The 17837-nt window shown below is 55.3% G+C and carries 14 protein-coding genes and 1 riboswitch; of the genes, 9 read left to right on the top strand and 5 right to left on the bottom strand.

Going from position 1 to position 17837, the window contains the following annotated elements:
• Positions 1-41: 41 nt before the first annotated feature.
• Complete coding sequence (ppc, locus tag NR195_RS20875) at positions 42-2693, bottom strand: phosphoenolpyruvate carboxylase (protein WP_022624923.1); 2652 nt, start codon at positions 2691-2693, stop codon at positions 42-44.
• A gap of 353 nt (positions 2694-3046) precedes the next feature.
• On the bottom strand, positions 3047-4195 hold the full coding sequence (argE, locus tag NR195_RS20880; protein WP_256844875.1) for an acetylornithine deacetylase: 1149 nt from the start codon (positions 4193-4195) through the stop codon (positions 3047-3049).
• A gap of 167 nt (positions 4196-4362) precedes the next feature.
• On the opposite strand from argE, the gene argC reads away from it, so the two are divergent.
• The 4 genes from argC (at position 4363) to argH (ending at position 8864) form a co-directional block, all read left to right on the top strand.
• Positions 4363-5367: an N-acetyl-gamma-glutamyl-phosphate reductase gene (gene argC / locus NR195_RS20885; RefSeq protein ID WP_256844876.1), complete on the top strand. Its 1005-nt coding sequence runs from the start codon at positions 4363-4365 to the stop codon at positions 5365-5367.
• Between the two features lie 14 nt (positions 5368-5381).
• On the top strand, positions 5382-6158 hold the full coding sequence (gene argB, locus NR195_RS20890) for an acetylglutamate kinase (protein ID WP_010258140.1): 777 nt from the start codon (positions 5382-5384) through the stop codon (positions 6156-6158).
• A gap of 24 nt (positions 6159-6182) precedes the next feature.
• Positions 6183-7400 carry an argininosuccinate synthase gene (locus NR195_RS20895; protein WP_022624925.1) on the top strand — a complete coding sequence of 406 codons (1218 nt, stop codon included), beginning with the start codon at positions 6183-6185 and terminating at the stop codon, positions 7398-7400.
• Positions 7401-7490: 90 nt separating this feature from the next.
• On the top strand, positions 7491-8864 hold the full coding sequence (argH, locus tag NR195_RS20900; protein ID WP_010258136.1) for an argininosuccinate lyase: 1374 nt from the start codon (positions 7491-7493) through the stop codon (positions 8862-8864).
• Positions 8865-8982: 118 nt separating this feature from the next.
• Here argH and NR195_RS20905 read toward each other — a convergent pair whose 3' ends face one another.
• Complete coding sequence (locus NR195_RS20905) at positions 8983-9717, bottom strand: glutathione peroxidase (protein WP_010672060.1); 735 nt, start codon at positions 9715-9717, stop codon at positions 8983-8985.
• A gap of 124 nt (positions 9718-9841) precedes the next feature.
• Between NR195_RS20905 and oxyR the strand changes: the two genes are divergently transcribed.
• Positions 9842-10759, top strand: a complete 918-nt coding sequence (gene oxyR, locus NR195_RS20910) for a DNA-binding transcriptional regulator OxyR (protein ID WP_010258132.1) — start codon at positions 9842-9844, stop codon at positions 10757-10759.
• Here the strand turns inward: oxyR and sthA are convergent.
• On the bottom strand, positions 10742-12142 hold the full coding sequence (sthA, locus tag NR195_RS20915; protein WP_010258130.1) for a Si-specific NAD(P)(+) transhydrogenase: 1401 nt from the start codon (positions 12140-12142) through the stop codon (positions 10742-10744). The genes oxyR and sthA overlap by 18 nt on opposite strands.
• A 192-nt stretch (positions 12143-12334) precedes the next feature.
• On the opposite strand from sthA, the gene fabR reads away from it, so the two are divergent.
• Both fabR and NR195_RS20925 read left to right on the top strand, forming a co-directional pair.
• Complete coding sequence (gene fabR, locus NR195_RS20920; protein WP_010258128.1) at positions 12335-12982, top strand: HTH-type transcriptional repressor FabR; 648 nt, start codon at positions 12335-12337, stop codon at positions 12980-12982.
• Positions 12983-12996: 14 nt separating this feature from the next.
• Positions 12997-13350 carry a YijD family membrane protein gene (locus tag NR195_RS20925; RefSeq protein ID WP_010258126.1) on the top strand — a complete coding sequence of 118 codons (354 nt, stop codon included), beginning with the start codon at positions 12997-12999 and terminating at the stop codon, positions 13348-13350.
• A gap of 40 nt (positions 13351-13390) precedes the next feature.
• Here the strand turns inward: NR195_RS20925 and trmA are convergent, their stop codons facing one another.
• Positions 13391-14494, bottom strand: a complete 1104-nt coding sequence (gene trmA / locus NR195_RS20930; protein WP_122889930.1) for a tRNA (uridine(54)-C5)-methyltransferase TrmA — start codon at positions 14492-14494, stop codon at positions 13391-13393.
• A gap of 110 nt (positions 14495-14604) precedes the next feature.
• Positions 14605-14788, top strand: a riboswitch (cobalamin riboswitch).
• Between the two features lie 68 nt (positions 14789-14856).
• Between trmA and btuB the strand changes: the two genes are divergently transcribed.
• Together btuB and murI are read left to right on the top strand one after the other, a co-directional pair.
• Entirely contained in the window at positions 14857-16734 is a 1878-nt protein-coding gene (btuB, locus tag NR195_RS20935; protein ID WP_256844877.1) for a TonB-dependent vitamin B12 receptor BtuB, read from the top strand.
• A complete protein-coding gene (gene murI / locus NR195_RS20940; RefSeq protein ID WP_089415169.1) occupies positions 16679-17530 on the top strand; it encodes a glutamate racemase in 852 nt (283 codons plus the stop codon). Before btuB ends, murI begins: the two co-directional genes overlap by 56 nt.
• The last annotated feature ends 307 nt before the right edge of the window (positions 17531-17837 follow it).

Here is a 17837-nt window from a genome sequence, read left to right on the forward strand (position 1 = left end):
TCGGGAGAGTCCCGACTTTTTCTGTTTTTACTGCACCACCGTTAACCGGTATTGCGCATGCCTGCCGCGACACCAGCAATGGTCACCATCAGCGCCTGCTCAACGCGGGCATCCGGTTCATCGCCATTCGCTTCCCGCGCGCGCGAACGATGCAGCAGTTCGGCCTGGAGTACGTTGAGCGGATCGGTATAGACGTTACGCAGTGCAATTGACTCGGCAATCCACGGCTGATCGGCCATCAGGTGTGAGTCATTGGCAATGGTCAGTACCGCTTTGATATCCGCATCAAGCTGATCGCGCAGCTGTTTGCCCAGCGGCCAGAGTGATTTCTCGACCAGACGCTGATCGTAATATTCCGCCAGCCATAGGTCCGCTTTTGAGAATACCATCTCCAGCATACCCAGACGGGTAGAGAAGAATGGCCAGTCGCGGCACATCGCTTCCAGCTGATCCTGATGACCGGCGGCCATCGCCTGTTGCAGGGCCGCACCGGCACCCAGCCACGCAGGCAGCATCAGACGGTTCTGCGTCCAGGCGAAAATCCATGGAATCGCACGCAGCGACTCTACGCCGCCGGTAGGTCGGCGCTTGGCGGGACGTGAGCCCAGCGGTAATTTACCCAGCTCCTGCTCCGGCGTCGCTGAGCGGAAATAGGGGACGAAGTCAGCATTTTCACGCACATAACCGCGATACATCGCACAGGAGTCGGCGGAGAGCTGATCCATAATGTCGCGCCATTCGCGTTTTGGCTCCGGCGGCGGCATCAGGTTCGCTTCCAGAATTGCGCCGGTGTAGAGCGACAGGCTGGCGATGGTGACAGCGGGTAAACCATATTTAAAGCGGATCATCTCGCCCTGTTCGGTCACGCGCAGACCGCCGCGCAGGCTGCCTGGTGGTTGCGACAGCAGCGCTGCATGGGCGGGTGCGCCGCCACGGCCAATGCTGCCGCCGCGTCCGTGGAACAGCGTCAGTGAAATCCCGGCCTTCTCACAGGTTTTAATCAGGGCATCCTGTGCCTGATATTGCGCCCAGCTGGCGGCCATCACACCGGCATCTTTCGCCGAGTCAGAATAGCCAATCATCACCATCTGTTTGCCCTGAATTAAGCCGCGATACCAGTCGATGCTCAGCAGCTGGCTCATCACGTCATTGGCGTTATTCAGGTCATCAAGCGTTTCAAACAGCGGTGCAACCGGCATGGCATAGCCGATGCCTGCTTCTTTCAGCAGCAGATGCACGGCCAGCACGTCAGAAGGGGTTTTCGCCATGGAAATAACATAGGCGGCGATAGAACCCTGTGGCGCTTCAGCCGCGACGCGACAAGTCTCCAGCACTTCACGCGTTTCATCGCTGGGTTCCCAGCTGCGAGGCAGCAGCGGACGCTTGGAGTTCAGTTCACGGATCAGGAAGGCCTGCTTGTCCGCTTCGGACCAGCTTTCATAATCGCCGAGGCCCAGATAGCGGGTCACTTCAGCAATCGCTTCGGTGTGACGGGTACTCTCCTGACGCAGATCGATACGCACCAGCGGCACGCCGAAACATTTCACGCGGCGCAGCGTATCAAGCAACTGACCGTTGGCAATAATGCCCATGCCGCACTTTTGCAGTGACTGATAGATGGTAAACAGCGGATCCCACAGCTGATCGTTGGAGACCAGCAGATCGGCCGGGCGCGGCAGACGTTCACCTTTCAGGCGGCGTTCCAGAAATGACTGGGTAGTCATTAACTGGCTGCGCAGGCGTTTCAGGATCATACGATAAGGTTCAAGTGCTTCCGGATCGCCGCTGAGTTCCCGGATCTCTTCAGTGCACTCTGACATCGACAACTCAGAGATCAGTACGCCGATATCGCGCAGGAACAGGTCAGTGGCTTTCCAGCGACTCAGCTGCATAACGTGGCGGGTAATCGCCGCCGTAACGTTAGGGTTACCGTCGCGGTCGCCACCCATCCATGAGGTGAACTGAACCGGCACGAAATCGACCGGCAGCTTAATGCCGAACGCCTCTTCTACCTGCTCGTTCAGCTCACGCAGGAAAGCGGGTACGCCTTCCCACAGGCTGTTTTCCACCACGGCAAAGCCCCATTTGGCTTCGTCGATAGGGGTCGGACGATATTTGCGGATCTCATCGGTGTGCCACGCCTGTGCCACCAGCTGACGCAGACGGCGCATAATCTGGTTGCGTTCGTAGTCGGAGACGTCGCTGTGATCGAGCTGTTTCAGGCAGCTGTTAACTTCGACCAGCTTGTGAATCAGCGTACGGCGGGTGATTTCAGTCGGGTGAGCCGTCAGCACCAGTTCCAGCGACAGCGACTCAATGGCCGCAAGGATGTCGCTTTCGCTGATATCTTTCTGCTGCTTCAGGGTATCAAAGGTCTTTTTCAGCAGTTCGGGATGGTTCTCACCCTCGCCACTTTGCGAGATGGTCTGATACTGCTCAGCCACGTTGGTGAGGTTCAGAAACTGGCTAAAAGCGCGTGCAACCGGCAGAAGCTCCTCGTTGGAGAGGTTCTGCAGCGTATTGAGCAGTTCTTTACGATGAGTGTCATTTCCTGCACGGGATGACTTGGAGAGCTTACGGATGGTTTCCACCTGGTCGAGGATGTTCTCTCCCAGTGCATCCTTAATCGTATCCCCGAGCAGTTTGCCGAGCATACTGACATTACTTCGCATTGCGGAATATTGTTCGTTCATTGGACCCTGACACCCTTATCGTCTTGAAAAACTTCTACACCCGACCTTTCAGGCAGCAGAAAAATCAGCAACGCCATGTTCCCCCTAATCTACAGGGAACCGGCTCCGTTGCCGCCTGTCCACATTCTGAAACGCTCTGGATAATCACCCGGTGGGCATAACATCGTCTTTTATCTAGCCACGTAATGTTGCGTTCGTCAAATGCGTTAAAGTGCGCTGAAGGTGTGGCTAAATAACGGAAATTCGTAGAATTTATCGGGAACAAAGCGGGATAAGTTATTCTTATTGCTAAATCCCGCAGAATGAAGGGGCATTTTACTGTTAATGCAGTGAAATGCCCCATTTGCTGTTAATCAGTGGCAAAAATGCTGCACAACCTGACTGATAAGCGCCCTTGTCGGCTTAATAAATGCAGTATCAATAAATTCGTCTGGCTGATGTGCCTGCTCAATCGACCCCGGACCCAGTACCAGCGTCGGGCAGAGCTGCTGAATAAAAGGCGCTTCGGTGCAGTAGTTCACCACCTCAGTGGGTATACCCAGCAATTTCTCGACCACACTAACCAGTTCATGATCTGCCGGACACTCGTAGCCAGGAATCGGCGGATGCAACTCGGCAACCGTGACACGGCCCGGCCAGCGCGCACTGACCGGTACCAGCGCCTCGTTCAGTAGCCCATCGAGATCGTTCAGCGACAGACCCGGCAGCGGACGGATATCCATATGCAGTTCACAGCAGGCGCAGATACGGTTAGCGGCGTCACCGCCATGAATATGGCCGAAATTCATGGTGGGATAGGGGATGGCAAAGCCGTCATGGTGATAACGCTCCTGCAGCGTATTGCGCAGTTGCATCAGATGGGTGATCGACTCATGCATCAGTTCAATGGCGTTAACGCCACGTGCGGGATCGCTGGAGTGGCCCGATTTTCCCTCGATACGGATCACATTCGACAGGTGACCTTTGTGCGCACGCACCGGTTTAAGTGAGGTTGGTTCACCGATGATGGCGCAGTCGGGACGCAGCTGCGTCGACTCAGAAAAATATTTGGCGCCAGCCATGGTGGTCTCTTCATCGGCCGTAGCGAGGATATAGAGCGGCTTGCTCAGCGTGCTGACATCCACATCGCGCAGCGTATCGAGAATAAAGGCGAAGAAGCCTTTCATGTCTGCCGTGCCCAGGCCATAGAGCTTGTTGTCGTGCTCGGTCAGGGTAAAAGGATCGCGTGTCCAGCGGCCATCGTCAAAAGGAACGGTATCGGTATGACCTGCTAGCAGCAGGCCGCCCGCACCGCTTCCGGTACGCGCCAGCATATTAAATTTATTGCGGGTGCCGGGCACTGGCTGTACTTCAACGCTGAAGCCGAGGTCGCGGAACCAGCCGGCCAGCAAATTGATTAAAGTTTCATTACTCTGATCCAGTGCGGCATCGGTTGCGCTAATCGACGGTGTGGCGATTAACTGGCGGTACAGTTCAATAAAAGGCGGTAATTTTGTCTTCACTGTTGGCGGTCCTTGGGTTAGGATGTATCCATATTCATGCAGTAATAGTGAATAAAAATACATTAACGTCCTCTGCAAGGGAACCTTAAATCACTGCAGATGACAGGGCGGGTAACGGGACAAGGCCGCGACCCGGAACGTGCGACTGTAAAAAGGGTTACAGCCTGATGTTGAATACGCTGATCGTTGGTGCCAGTGGTTATGCTGGTACAGAGCTTGCCACCTTCCTGAATCGCCATCCACATATCAACATAACCGCTTTGGCGGTTTCGGCGCAAAGCCCTGATGCCGGCAAGCGCCTCTCCGATCTCCATCCGCAGCTGAAAGGTGTGGTGGATTTGCCGCTGCAGCCGCTGAGCAGCGCGGCCGAGTGGGCAGACAAGGTGGATGTGGTGTTCCTGGCGACGGCCCACGAAGTCAGCCACGATCTGGCGCCGGAATTTCTCAAGGCTGGCTGTGTGGTGTTCGACCTGTCGGGTGCGTTCCGCGTGAATGACGCTGATTTTTATACCCGCTTTTATGGCTTCACCCATCAGCATGGCGACTGGCTGGACAAAGCCGTTTACGGCCTTGCCGAATATCAGCATGAGAAAATCCAGCAGGCGCAGCTGGTGGCTGTGCCAGGTTGCTATCCGACCGCTGCGCAGCTGGCGCTGAAGCCCCTTGTGGATGCCGGACTGTTAAACGAGGCGCAGTGGCCGGTAATCAACGCCACCAGCGGCGTGAGCGGTGCCGGACGTAAAGCCAATGCCGGCACCAGCTTCTGCGAAGTGAGCCTGCAGCCTTACGGCCTGTTCAATCATCGTCATCACCCGGAAATCGTCGCGCACCTTGGTACGCCGGTGATCTTCACTCCGCATCTGGGTAACTTCCCGCGCGGTATCCTGGCGACGATTACCTGCCGTCTGAAAGCAGGTGTCAGCCGTGAAGATATCGCCGCAGTTTTCCATCGCGCCTATGACAACAAGCCACTGGTGCGGCTCTACGAGCAGGGCGTACCGGCGCTGAAAGCCGTTGTGGGTCTGCCTTACTGCGATATCGGTTTTGAAGTGCAGGGCGAGCATCTGATTGTCGTGGCAGCCGAAGATAATCTGCTGAAAGGCGCGGCATCGCAGGCGGTACAGTGCCTGAACATCCGGTTCGGCTTCCCTGAAACGCAGTCACTGATTTAACGGACAAATATACCATGACCAATCCATTGATTATCAAGCTGGGCGGTGTGTTGTTAGACAGCGAAGAAGCGCTGGCCCGCCTGTTTGAAGCGCTGCTGACCTACCGCAGCGCCCATCAGCGTCCGCTGATTATTGTCCACGGCGGCGGTTGCCTGGTGGATGAACTGATGAAAAAGCTGGCGCTGCCGGTGAAGAAGAAAAATGGCCTGCGTGTCACGCCAGCCGATCAGATCGACATTATTACCGGTGCGCTGGCGGGAACCGCGAATAAAACGCTGTTGGCCTGGGCAAAAAAATCGGGCATTAACGCGGTAGGCCTCTGCCTGGGCGATGCGGGCATCGTGAATGTCACACCGTTTGATGAAGAACTCGGCCACGTTGGCCACGCAATGCCGGGCGATCCGGCATTACTGAACACCCTGCTGGCGGCCGGTTATATGCCGGTGGTGAGCTCAATTGGTATAACTGACAGCGGCGACCTGATGAACGTCAACGCTGACCAGGCGGCGACCGCACTGGCCTCGACGCTGGGCGCTGATCTGGTCCTGTTGTCAGACGTCAGTGGTATTCTCGACGGCAAAGGTCAGCGCATCGAAGAGATGACCGCCGACAAAGCTGAGCAGCTGATTACCCAGGGCATTATTACCGACGGCATGATTGTGAAAGTGCACGCTGCGCTTGATGCAGCGCGTACCCTGGGCCGCCCGGTGGATATTGCCAGCTGGCGTCACGCTGAGCGGCTGCCTGACCTGTTTAACGGCGTGTCGATTGGCACCCGGATTCTCGCTTAACGACTCTGATTCAAGGATTACGAAATGCAAACGCAAAACATCAAAAAAATCGTTCTGGCTTACTCCGGTGGTCTTGATACTTCGGCCATCATTCCATGGCTGAAAGAGAACTACGGCGGCTGTGAAGTCGTCGCTTTTGTCGCAGATATCGGTCAGGAGCGCGGCGATCTGGAAGGTGTAGAGAAGAAAGCCCTGCAGTCCGGCGCATCTGAATGCCACGTGGTTGACCTGCGTGAAGAGTTCATCAGCGACTATGTCTATCCGGTGCTGCAGACTGGCGCCCTCTATGAAGGCACTTATCTGCTGGGCACTTCAATGGCGCGTCCTATCATCGCTAAAGCACAGGTTGAGCTGGCGCTGAAAGTGGGTGCGGATGCGCTGTGTCACGGCGCTACCGGTAAAGGGAATGACCAGGTGCGTTTCGAAACCACCTACACCGCGCTGGCACCGCAGCTGAAAGTGGTGGCACCGTGGCGTGAATGGAACCTGCGTTCACGTGAAGCGCTGCTGGACTACCTGAAAGAGCGCAACATTCCGACCACCGCGTCACTGGAGAAAATCTACAGCCGCGACGAAAACGCCTGGCACATCTCCACCGAAGGTGGCGTGCTGGAAAGCCCGGCCAATGCACCGAATAAAGATTGCTGGGTCTGGACTGTCGATCCGCTTGAAGCGCCTGACCAGCCTGAAGAAGTGACCGTAACCGTTGAAAAAGGTCGGGTCGTGGCGGTTAACGGCGAAAAACTGAGTCCGTTCCAGTGCCTGGAAAAACTTAACGTGCTGGGCGCAAAACATGGCGTCGGCCGTATTGATATCGTTGAAAACCGTCTGGTAGGGATTAAATCGCGCGGCTGCTACGAAACCCCTGGCGGCACCATCATGGTCAATGCGCTGCGTGCGGTTGAGCAGCTGGTGCTGGATCGCGATAGCTTCAAATGGCGTGAGCAGCTCGGCCACGAGATGTCCTATGTGGTTTATGACGGTCGCTGGTTCGCCCCGCTGCGTAAGTCGATTCAGGCCGCTGCCGAATCGCTGGCGGAAGAGGTTAACGGTGAAGTGGTGCTGCAGCTCTACAAAGGCCAGGCGACAGCCACCCAGAAGCGTTCCGCGAACAGCCTCTACTCGGAAGAGTTCGCCACCTTCGGTGAAGATGAAGTGTACGATCACCGTCATGCGGGCGGCTTTATCCGTCTGTTCTCGCTCTCTTCGCGTATCCGCGCCCTGAACGAGCAGAAGAAGTAATTTTCAGGCGAGGTGCGCCTCGCCTCACAGTTTCATTTCAGGGGCGGCATTTATGCCGCCCCTTGTTTAACGATTCAGAGGAGTTTTCACATGGCACTTTGGGGTGGACGGTTTACTCAGGCAGCGGATCAACGTTTTAAACAGTTCAATGACTCGCTGCGCTTCGATTACCGCCTGGCAGAGCAGGACATCATTGGCTCTGTTGCCTGGTCCAAAGCGCTGGTGACGGTAAATGTCCTGACTCAGGATGAGCAGCAGCAGCTGGAAGCGGCCCTGAATACGTTACTGGATGAAGTCCGTGAGGATCCTGAGCAGATTCTGCAGAGCGACGCCGAAGATATCCACAGCTGGGTTGAAGGCCAGCTGATCGACAAGGTGGGCGCGCTGGGCAAAAAACTGCACACCGGACGTAGCCGTAACGATCAGGTCGCGACCGATCTCAAGCTGTGGTGCAAGGTGCAGATTGAGGCGCTGCTGGGTGCCACCCGTGATCTGCAGCAGGCGCTGGTGGTCACCGCTGAAGCCAATCAGGATGCGGTGATGCCGGGCTACACGCATCTGCAGCGTGCGCAGCCGGTGACGTTTGCGCACTGGTGCCTGGCCTACGTTGAAATGCTGGCGCGTGACGAGAGCCGTCTGCAGGATACGCTGAAGCGGCTCGATGTCAGCCCGCTGGGCTGTGGCGCACTGGCCGGTACCGCGTATGAGATCGATCGTCAGCAGCTGGCAGGCTGGCTGGGCTTTGCTTCTGCCACGCGCAACAGTCTGGATACCGTATCAGACCGCGATCACGTGCTGGAGCTGCTTTCTGACGCTGCCATCGGCATGGTGCATCTGTCGCGCTTCGCCGAAGATATGATCTTCTTCAATACCGGTGAAGCGGGCTTTATCGAACTGTCAGATAAAGTGACCTCCGGCTCATCGCTGATGCCGCAGAAGAAAAACCCGGATGCGCTGGAGCTGATTCGCGGCAAGTGTGGCCGGGTGCAGGGCGCGCTGACCGGCATGATGATGACGCTGAAAGGTCTGCCGCTGGCCTACAACAAAGATATGCAGGAAGACAAAGAGGGGGTGTTTGACGCGCTCGACACCTGGCTCGACTGTCTGCATATGTCAGTTCTGGTGCTGGATGGCCTGCAGGTTAAACGCCCGCGCTGCCAGGAAGCGGCTGAACAGGGTTACGCAAACTCCACTGAACTGGCTGACTATCTGGTCGCCAAAGGCGTGCCGTTCCGTGAAGCACACCATATCGTCGGGGAAGTAGTGGTTGCCGCCATCGGGCAGGGTGTGGCGCTGGAAGCGCTGTCGCTGGCACAGCTGCAGCAGTTCAGTGCGGTGATTGGCGAGGATGTCTATCCCATTCTGGCGCTGCAATCCTGTCTGGATAAGCGTAATGCGCAGGGCGGCGTCTCGCCACAGCAGGTTGCGCGTGCCATCGGTGACGCAAAGCAGCGTCTGGCGTAATTAACAGGTAAAAAAAAGCGGGCACATTAAATGCCCGCCAACCTCTAGCTTCAGAATTACTCATTTTTATAGGCACATCATCAAAGCGCCTGCTCTCCCGGCCGACGCTCAGATTCTCTTACGCTGACAGCAAATATTGCTGCAGATCCTCACTGCCGCCAATGTGACGACCTCCCATGAAGATCTGCGGTACCGTCGCCCGGCCTGAAACGGCGCGCAGACTCACGGTTGTTGCATCCTGTCCCAGCACGATCTCTTCGTACTGAATACCATGATCCATCAGCATCTGTTTTGCCTGGGTGCAGAAGGTGCAGCCAGGTTTAGTGAAGATTGAAACCGACTCCTGAGCTTTACACTCGGGCGCCAGATAGCGCAGCATGGTGTCGGCATCAGAGACCTCAAATGGGTCGCCCGGCTTGTTTGGCTCAACAAACATTTTCTCTACCACGCCGTTACGCACCAGCATCGAGTAGCGCCATGAACGTGGGCCAAAGCCGAGATCGGCTTTCTCAACCAGCATCTCCATGCCGCGGGTAAACTCGCCGTTGCCATCAGGGATAAAGGTAATGTTGTCTGCGCGCTGTTCTGCTTTCCAGGCGTTCATCACAAACGTGTCATTCACCGAGACGCACAGAATGCTGTCCACACCCTGCTGGGCAAACAGACCCGCTAATTCGTTGTAACGCGGCAGATGGCTGGAGGAGCAGGTCGGTGTGAATGCGCCCGGCAGTGAAAAAACGATGACCGTTTTGTCTTTAAACAGCGCTTCAGTGGTGACATCGACCCAGCGATCGCCCTGACGTGTGTGAAAAGTCACTGACGGAATAGCTTTACCTTCCTGACTTGCAAACATTTTTTTCTCCTGACATACCGCGTTCCATTTGATGTGCGCATTATTCCCAACCACCCTTGATAGGGCCAATCGTTCATTGCTATTCTATCTATCGCCACGGGCTATCGTGGCTTGGAGGGTAATAATGAATATTCGTGATCTTGAATATCTGGTTTCGCTTGCTGAACACCGTCATTTCCGCCGTGCCGCGGATGCGTGTCATGTCAGTCAGCCGACGTTAAGCGGGCAGATCCGTAAGCTGGAAGATGAGCTGGGTGTGATGCTGCTGGAGCGTACCAGCCGTAAAGTGCTGTTCACCCAGGCAGGTTTGCTGCTGGTGGATCAGGCGCGTACGGTGCTGCGTGAAGTGAAAGTGCTGAAAGAGATGGCCAGTCAGCAAGGGGAAGCGATGTCAGGTCCGCTGCATATCGGCCTCATTCCGACCACCGCGCCCTACTTATTGCCACAGATTATCCCGACGCTGCACCAGACATTCCCGAAACTGGAGATGTATCTGCACGAAGCGCAGACGCAGCAACTTCTGGCACAGCTCGATAGCGGCAAGCTGGACTGCGCGATTATCGCGCTGGTCAAAGAGAGTCAGGCCTTTATCGAAGTGCCGTTGTTTGATGAGCCGATGAAGCTGGCAGTCTATGCCGATCATCCCTGGTGCGATCGCGACCGGGTACCTATGTCCGATCTGGCAGGCGAGAAGCTGCTGATGCTGGAAGATGGGCACTGTCTGCGTGACCAGGCGATGGGGTTCTGCTTTGAGGCGGGCGCCGATGAAGATACCCATTTTCGCGCGACCAGTCTTGAGACGCTGCGCAATATGGTGGCGGCAGGCAGCGGGATTACGCTGCTACCGGCGCTGGCAGTCCCACCGGAGCGTATCCGCGACGGCGTCTGCTATCTCACCTGCTACAAACCGGTGCCACAGCGTACAATTGCGCTGGTCTATCGTCCGGGTTCACCTCTGCGCAGCCGTTATGAACAGCTGGCAGAGGCGATTAAAACCCACATGCAGCACTATTTCGACGCTGCGTTAAAACAGGCGGTTTAAGCCGTTTAACGCTGCAACGCGATAGGCTTCGGCCATGGTCGGATAGTTAAAGGTGGTATTCACGAAGTACTCAATCGTGTTGCCACCGTTTTTCTGCTCCATGATCGCCTGACCGATGTGAATAATCTCGGCGGCACGTTCACCAAAGCAGTGAATTCCCAGAATCTCTTTGGTTTCCCGATGGAACAGAATCTTCAGGCTGCCAACGTTCATGCCAACGATCTGCGCTCGCGCCAGATGTTTGAACTGCGCGCGGCCCACTTCGTAAGGCACCTTCATTGCCGTCAGCTGCTGCTCGGTTTTACCCACGGAGCTGATTTCCGGAATGGTGTAAATCCCGGTTGGGATATCTTCAATCAGGTGCGCTGACGCTTCCCCTTTGATAATCGCCTGAGCGGCAATACGGCCCTGATCGTAGGCGGCTGAGGCCAGGCTTGGATAGCCAATCACGTCTCCGACGGCATAAATGTGCGGCTGAGCCGTCTGATACATGCTGTTCACTTTCAGCAGGCCACGACCATCCGCTTCCAGGCCCACATTTTCCAGCGACAGCGAATCGGTGTTGCCGGTACGGCCGTTGGCGTAAAGCAGACAGTCGGCTTTCACTTTCTTACCCGACTTCAGATGCATGATGACGCCATCTTCCACCCCTTCGATCTTCTCAAACTCTTCGTTGTGACGAATTACCACGCCGCTGTTCCAGAAGTGGTAAGAGAGAGAGTCAGACATCTCCTGATCAAGAAACGCCAGCAGGCGATCGCGGGTGTTAATCAGGTCAACTTTGACGTTCAGGCCACGGAAAATCGACGCATATTCACAGCCAATCACGCCCGCGCCATAAATAATGACGTGGCCTGGTTCGTGGTGCAGATTGAGAATAGAGTCGGAGTCATAAACGCGTGGATGGGTAAAGTCGACATTGTCAGGATGGTAAGGTCGTGAACCACAGGCGATAACAAACTTCTCTGCCGTCAGCGTCTCACGCGTGCCATCCGGTTGCTCAATCTCAATGGTGTTGGCATCAACAAAATGCGCATCGCCCTGATAAAGTTCACAACGGTTACGCTCGTAGAAGCCCTGACGCATGGCTGTCTGCTGGCTGATCACGTTTTCAGTGTGATTGAGAATGTCGGCAAAAGAGGAGCGAAGCAGTCGGGTATGATCGCTGTAGAGCGGATTTTGGTTGAATTCAATAATGCGACTGACGGCGTGGCGAAGGGCTTTAGAAGGGATGGTGCCCCAGTGCGTACAACCGCCGCCGATGTTGTGGTAGCGTTCGATCACGGCGATGCGCGCTCCCTGTTTTACCAGCCCCATCGCCGCCCCTTCACCGCCGGGCCCTGAGCCAATCACAATGGCATCGTAATCGTAAGACTTTTGCATACCGATACGTCCTATTATTTATACATTTTTACAACGAGATTCTAACATCTCGTCGCGCACTTCTGAATTCTATCAGCGATTTTCACCACATTTTGACAAAGAGTGAGGTTCACAGGCGGTGACAAAGATTGCCAATCTGTACGCTGAAAATTTTGTTATAGTGCCTGCTTAACACCGCTAAAGGCAGAGAGAATGGGCGTCAGAGCGCAACAAAAAGAACGTACACGACGTACACTGATTGAAGCCGCCTTCAGTCAGCTCAGCGCCGAGCGCAGTTTTGCCAGTCTGAGTTTGCGGGAGGTTGCCCGTGAAGCAGGGATTGCACCTACCTCCTTTTATCGTCATTTCAAGGATGTTGATGAGCTTGGCCTGACGATGGTAGATGAAAGCGGGCTGATGTTGCGACAGCTGATGCGCCAGGCGCGCCAGCGTATTGCCAAAGGCGGCAGCATCATTAAAACGTCGGTGTCGACCTTTATGGAGTTTATCGGCAACAATCCCAACGCTTTCCGCCTGTTACTGCGTGAACGTTCCGGCACCTCTGCCGCTTTTCGTGCCGCCGTGGCGCGTGAAATTCAGCACTTTATCGCTGAACTGGCCGATTATCTTGAGGTCGAAAATCGCATGCCGCGCAGTTTTACCGAAGCGCAGGCTGAAGCGATGGTGACCATTGTTTTCAGCGCCGGTGCAGAAGCACTGGATGTTGATGCTGAGCAGCGACGTAAGCTTGAGGATCGGCTGGTGTTACAGCTGCGTATGATCGCCAAAGGCGCTTATTACTGGTACCGCCGGGAGCAAGAGCGACTGGCGGCCACCCTGGAAAAACCCGAAGAGCAATGAGTAAGGATCAGTCCATGACCCACCCAGGTACTCGCGATAAAAGCACACTGGTACTGGCTTTTATTACCGGCTTAGCAATTAACGGCTCGTTTTCTGTGCTGTTCAGCGCCTTTGTTCCATTTTCGATTTTTCCGCTGATTGCGCTGGGTCTGGCGGCCTGGTGTCTGCATCAGCGCTACCTCAACACCAATATGCCGGACGGTATGCCAGGACTGGCAGCGGCGTTTTTCCTGTTGGGGATTCTGGTTTATAGCGCGCTGGTGCGGGCAGAATACCCGGATATTGGCTCCAACTTCGTTCCCACCGTTCTGATGGTAGCGCTGGTGTTCTGGATTGCGACGCGTTTTAAGCGCAAGCGTAATCAGTAGTGATAAAAGAAAACGGGAACCTCAGGGTTCCCGTTTTTGTTTACGCTTTACGTGTCAGCAGGACACCGCATTCCATATGGTGGGTATAGGGGAACTGATCAAACAGCGCCAGCCGCGTCACATCGTGCGTTTCCGCCAGCGTCTGCAGATTGTTGCTGAGGGTCTGCGGATTGCAGGAGATATAAAGGATGCGCGGATACGCCTGCACCATTTTCACCGTCTCTTCATCCAGTCCGCTGCGCGGCGGATCGACAAAAATCGTCTCGCATTCGTAGCTGGTCAGGTCAATCCCTTCCAGACGATTAAAGCTGCGCACGCCATTCATCGCCTGGGTAAACTCTTCCGCCGCCATACGAATGATCTGCACGTTATCAATCTGGTTCACGGCAATATTGTATTGTGCTGACGCAACAGAGGGCTTGGCGATCTCAGTCGCCAGAACGCGGCGGAAATTGCGTGCCAGCGCCAGCGAGAAGTTGCCATTACCGCAGTAGAGTTCCAGCAGGTCGCCCTGTGAATCCTGCGTCACATCCAGCGCCCACTCCAGCATCTGAATATTCATCGCTGCATTAGGCTGGGTAAAACTGTTTTCGACCTGACGATAGATAATCTCGCGACCCGCTACCGGCAGACACTCATCAACATAGTCGCGATCCAGGCAGATTTTGGTCTTGGTGGCGCGACCAATCAGCTGCACATCCAGCCCTTCCGCGCGAAGCTGGTCACGCAGCGCCGCGGCTGCCTGCTGCCACTCATCATCCAGTTTGCGGTGATAGAGCAGCGAAATCACAATCTGATTGCTCAGGGTCGACAGATAGTCGATCTGGAACAGTTTATGACGCAGGGTACGGTTATCACGGATCGCGGCGATCATCTTTGGCATCAGCTGATTGATCAGCTGGCTGGCCGCCGGGAACTGATCAACACGGATCCGCTCGCGTGTCTGCTGATCAAAGATGATGTGATAGATATCATCGCCGTCGTGCCACAGGCGGAATTCGGCGCGCATCCGATAGTGGCTGACCGGTGAACGGAACACCTCCACGTCGGGCGCAGCAAACGGTGTCATCATCGTCTCTAAACGACTGACTTTTTCCGCCAGCTGTGCGTCATAGTCTTCAATGGGGAGATGTTCGGGTGTCATGAGCAATCCTGATTAATAGCTTACCAGCGGGCGATTGTAGGCATTCACTTGCTGATGTCCAGTCCCGCAGCGAGAAGATGTTTGGCAGTCTGGACTTCCGTATCTCCACTCCGTAGACTGCAGACGCCGGCCTCAAGCCCGAGTTAATAGGGAATCCAGTGTGAATCTGGAGCTGACGCGCAGCGGTAAGGAATGTCGTGATGAGTGCAATTGCAGACACTGTCCTGTGGGATGGGAAGTCATCATCACTTATGGTTCCCAGCCCGAAGACCTGCCGGTGTAACGTCGCTACTCGTACAATCATCGCGTGCTATTGATTGTCGGCCTGCGGCATCCTGCTTCGTCTTATGGATGCGATAAAAATGACAAAAAAAACTGCTTCGCTGTTCGCTCTGAGCGCAACGGCGATTTCTCTCTGGGCGCAATACGGTTTTGCTCAGGGGAATGATGATACGCAAATAGTCACCGCCAACCGTTTTGCTGAACCTGTTTCAGGTGTGCTGGCACCCACCACCGTCGTCACACGTGATGAGATTGATCGCTGGCAGGCCAAAAGCCTGACGGATGTGATGCGCCGCCTGCCGGGTGTCGATGTCGCGCAAAGTGGCGGGTTAGGGCAGCAGAGTTCGCTGTTTATTCGGGGCACCGAATCGAGACATGTACTGATCCTGATTGATGGTATCCGGCTTAATCAGGCGGGTATCACCGGTTCGTCTGACCTCAGCCAGATCCCGCTGTCACTGGTGCAGCGCATCGAATATATTCGCGGTGCGCGTTCTGCAGTCTACGGTTCCGATGCGATTGGCGGCGTGGTGAATATCATTACGGGCCGATCGCAACCCGGCACCACGCTGACGGCGGGCGTCGGGTCCAACGGCTATCAATCCTACGACGGCTCAACCCAGCAGATGCTGGGCGATGCGACAAAGCTCACTCTGGCAGGCAACTACACCTATACCAAAGGGTATGACGTGGTGGCGGGTTATCCCAATGACTATGGCCCGGCGCAGCACGATCGCGACGGCTTCATGAGCAAAACCCTGTATGGCAACCTTGAGCATCAGTTCAGCGATGAACTCAGTGGTTTTGTGCGCGGCTACGGGTTTGATAACCGCACCGCCTACGACGGTTCATACACCTACGATAATAATTTCAATATTATCGGGCTGGCGGATACCCGCCAGCTCTACAGCCAGACCTGGGACACCGGGTTACGCTTCAATCGTGACTTCTACTCTACCCAGCTCATCGCCAGTTATGGCCATACCAAAGACATCAACTACGATCCGCGCAATGGTCGCTACGGTACCGCGTCCACCTTTGATGATGTCACCCAGTACAATCTGCAGTGGGGCAACACCGTGCAGGTGGGGCAGGGGGCGATCAGCGCGGGTGTCGACTGGCAGAAAGAGACGACCGAGCCGGGCACGAACTATTTGTCAGATAGTTATGAGCAGCGTAATACCGGTCTCTACCTGACCGGCCAGCAGCAGTTTGGCAGCGTCACCCTTGAAGGTGCGGTACGCGGTGACGACAACAATCAGTTTGGCTGGCATAACACCTGGCAGACGGCGGCCTCATGGGAGTTTATCTCCGGCTACCGTGCGTTCGCCTCTTATGGCACCGCTTTTAAAGCGCCCAATCTGTCGCAGGTTTACAGCCCGTTTTATGGCAACCGTGACCTCGATCCTGAAAAAAGTAAGCAGTGGGAAGGCGGCTTTGAAGGGCTGAGCGGACCGGTGAACTGGCGTGTTTCGGGCTATCGCAACGACATCGATAATCTGATTGATGCTGATCCGGCAACTTTCCGTTACTACAACATTAAGCAGGCCCGCATTAAAGGCGTTGAAGCGACCGCAGGATTCGACACCGGGCCGCTGGCGCATCAGCTCTCTTATGATTATGTCGACGCACGGGATGGCAGCACCGATCAGCCGCTCGTACGCCGGGCTAAGCAGCAGGTGAAATACCAGCTCGACTGGACGCTGTATGAGTTTGACTGGTCAGTCACCTACCATTATCTGGGTGACCGTTATGATACGGACTTTAACAGCTCTCCCAGCCGTCGTGTGAAGTTAGGTGGCGTCAGCCTGTGGGATCTCGCCGTCTCATATCCTGTCACTTCACAACTCACGGTTCGTGGTAGAATTGCCAACCTGTTCGATAAAGATTACGAGACAGTGTATGGCTATCAGACACCAGGACGAGAGTATTACCTCAGCGGCAGCTACAACTTCTGATTTGCGTCCCACCGTGCTGGTGTTTGATTCCGGCGTCGGTGGGCTTTCTGTCTATGATGAGGTCCGTCAGCTGTTGCCGGATCTTCATTATCTCTACGCCTTCGATAACGCTGGCTTCCCTTACGGTGAGAAAAGCGAGACTTTCATTGTGGATCGGGTGGTCGCTATCGTTGAGGCCATTACCCGCAGCTATCCTCTCTCGTTAGTCATCATCGCCTGTAATACGGCCAGCACCGTTTCATTGCCCGCTTTACGTGAACGTTTTGCCTTTCCTGTCGTGGGGGTGGTTCCGGCGATTAAACCGGCCGCGCGCCTGACGCGAAATGGCGTAGTGGGCTTGCTGGCGACGCGTGCCACGGTGCGCCGTCCTTATACCCATGAGCTGGTGTCGCAGTTTGCCGGTTCCTGCAAGATAGAGATGCTGGGATCAGCGGAGCTGGTTGAACTGGCAGAAGCGAAGCTCCATGGTGCGGAGGTGGCTCTGGATGAGGTGCGCCGTATTGTTCAGCCGTGGCTGCGGATGGCGGAACCACCGGACACGGTCGTTTTAGGCTGTACGCACTTTCCTTTACTACGCGAAGAGTTGCAGCAGGTGTTACCGGAAGGAACGCGTCTGATTGATTCCGGTGCGGCAATTGCACGACGCACAGCCTGGCTGCTGGAGCATGAAGCACCTGAAGTACATTCATCGCAGCAGAACGTTGCATTTTGTACGGAGCTGGATGGCGAAGCGGTACAATTATCACCCGTTTTACAGCGTTATGGCTTCCCGTTGCTGGAAAAACTGGCGCTTTAGCGGCTTTTAGCTGAAAAAATCAGCACTCGGAATTTTATTTGAAATTAGCACTTGTCACCCTCCGAGAACTCCCTATAATGCGCCTCCACTGACACGGCACAACGGCTTACGAAGCGCCGGGTTGAGTAGGTTCGAAATCATACGAACCAGTGAGTTAAGCGAAAATAAATGCTTGACTGACAATGCGGAAAGCGTAATATACGCAGCCCGCGCCGCAGTAAATCGCGGCATGCTCTTTAACAATTTATCAGACAATCTGTGTGGGCACTCGCAGGATTGATATCAGCGTCTCCGGACGTAAAAAAAT

The sequence above is a fragment of the Pantoea sp. Ft-CA_14 genome (genome assembly GCF_024520875.1).
GTDB classification, from domain to species: Bacteria; Pseudomonadota; Gammaproteobacteria; order Enterobacterales; family Enterobacteriaceae; genus Pantoea; species Pantoea agglomerans.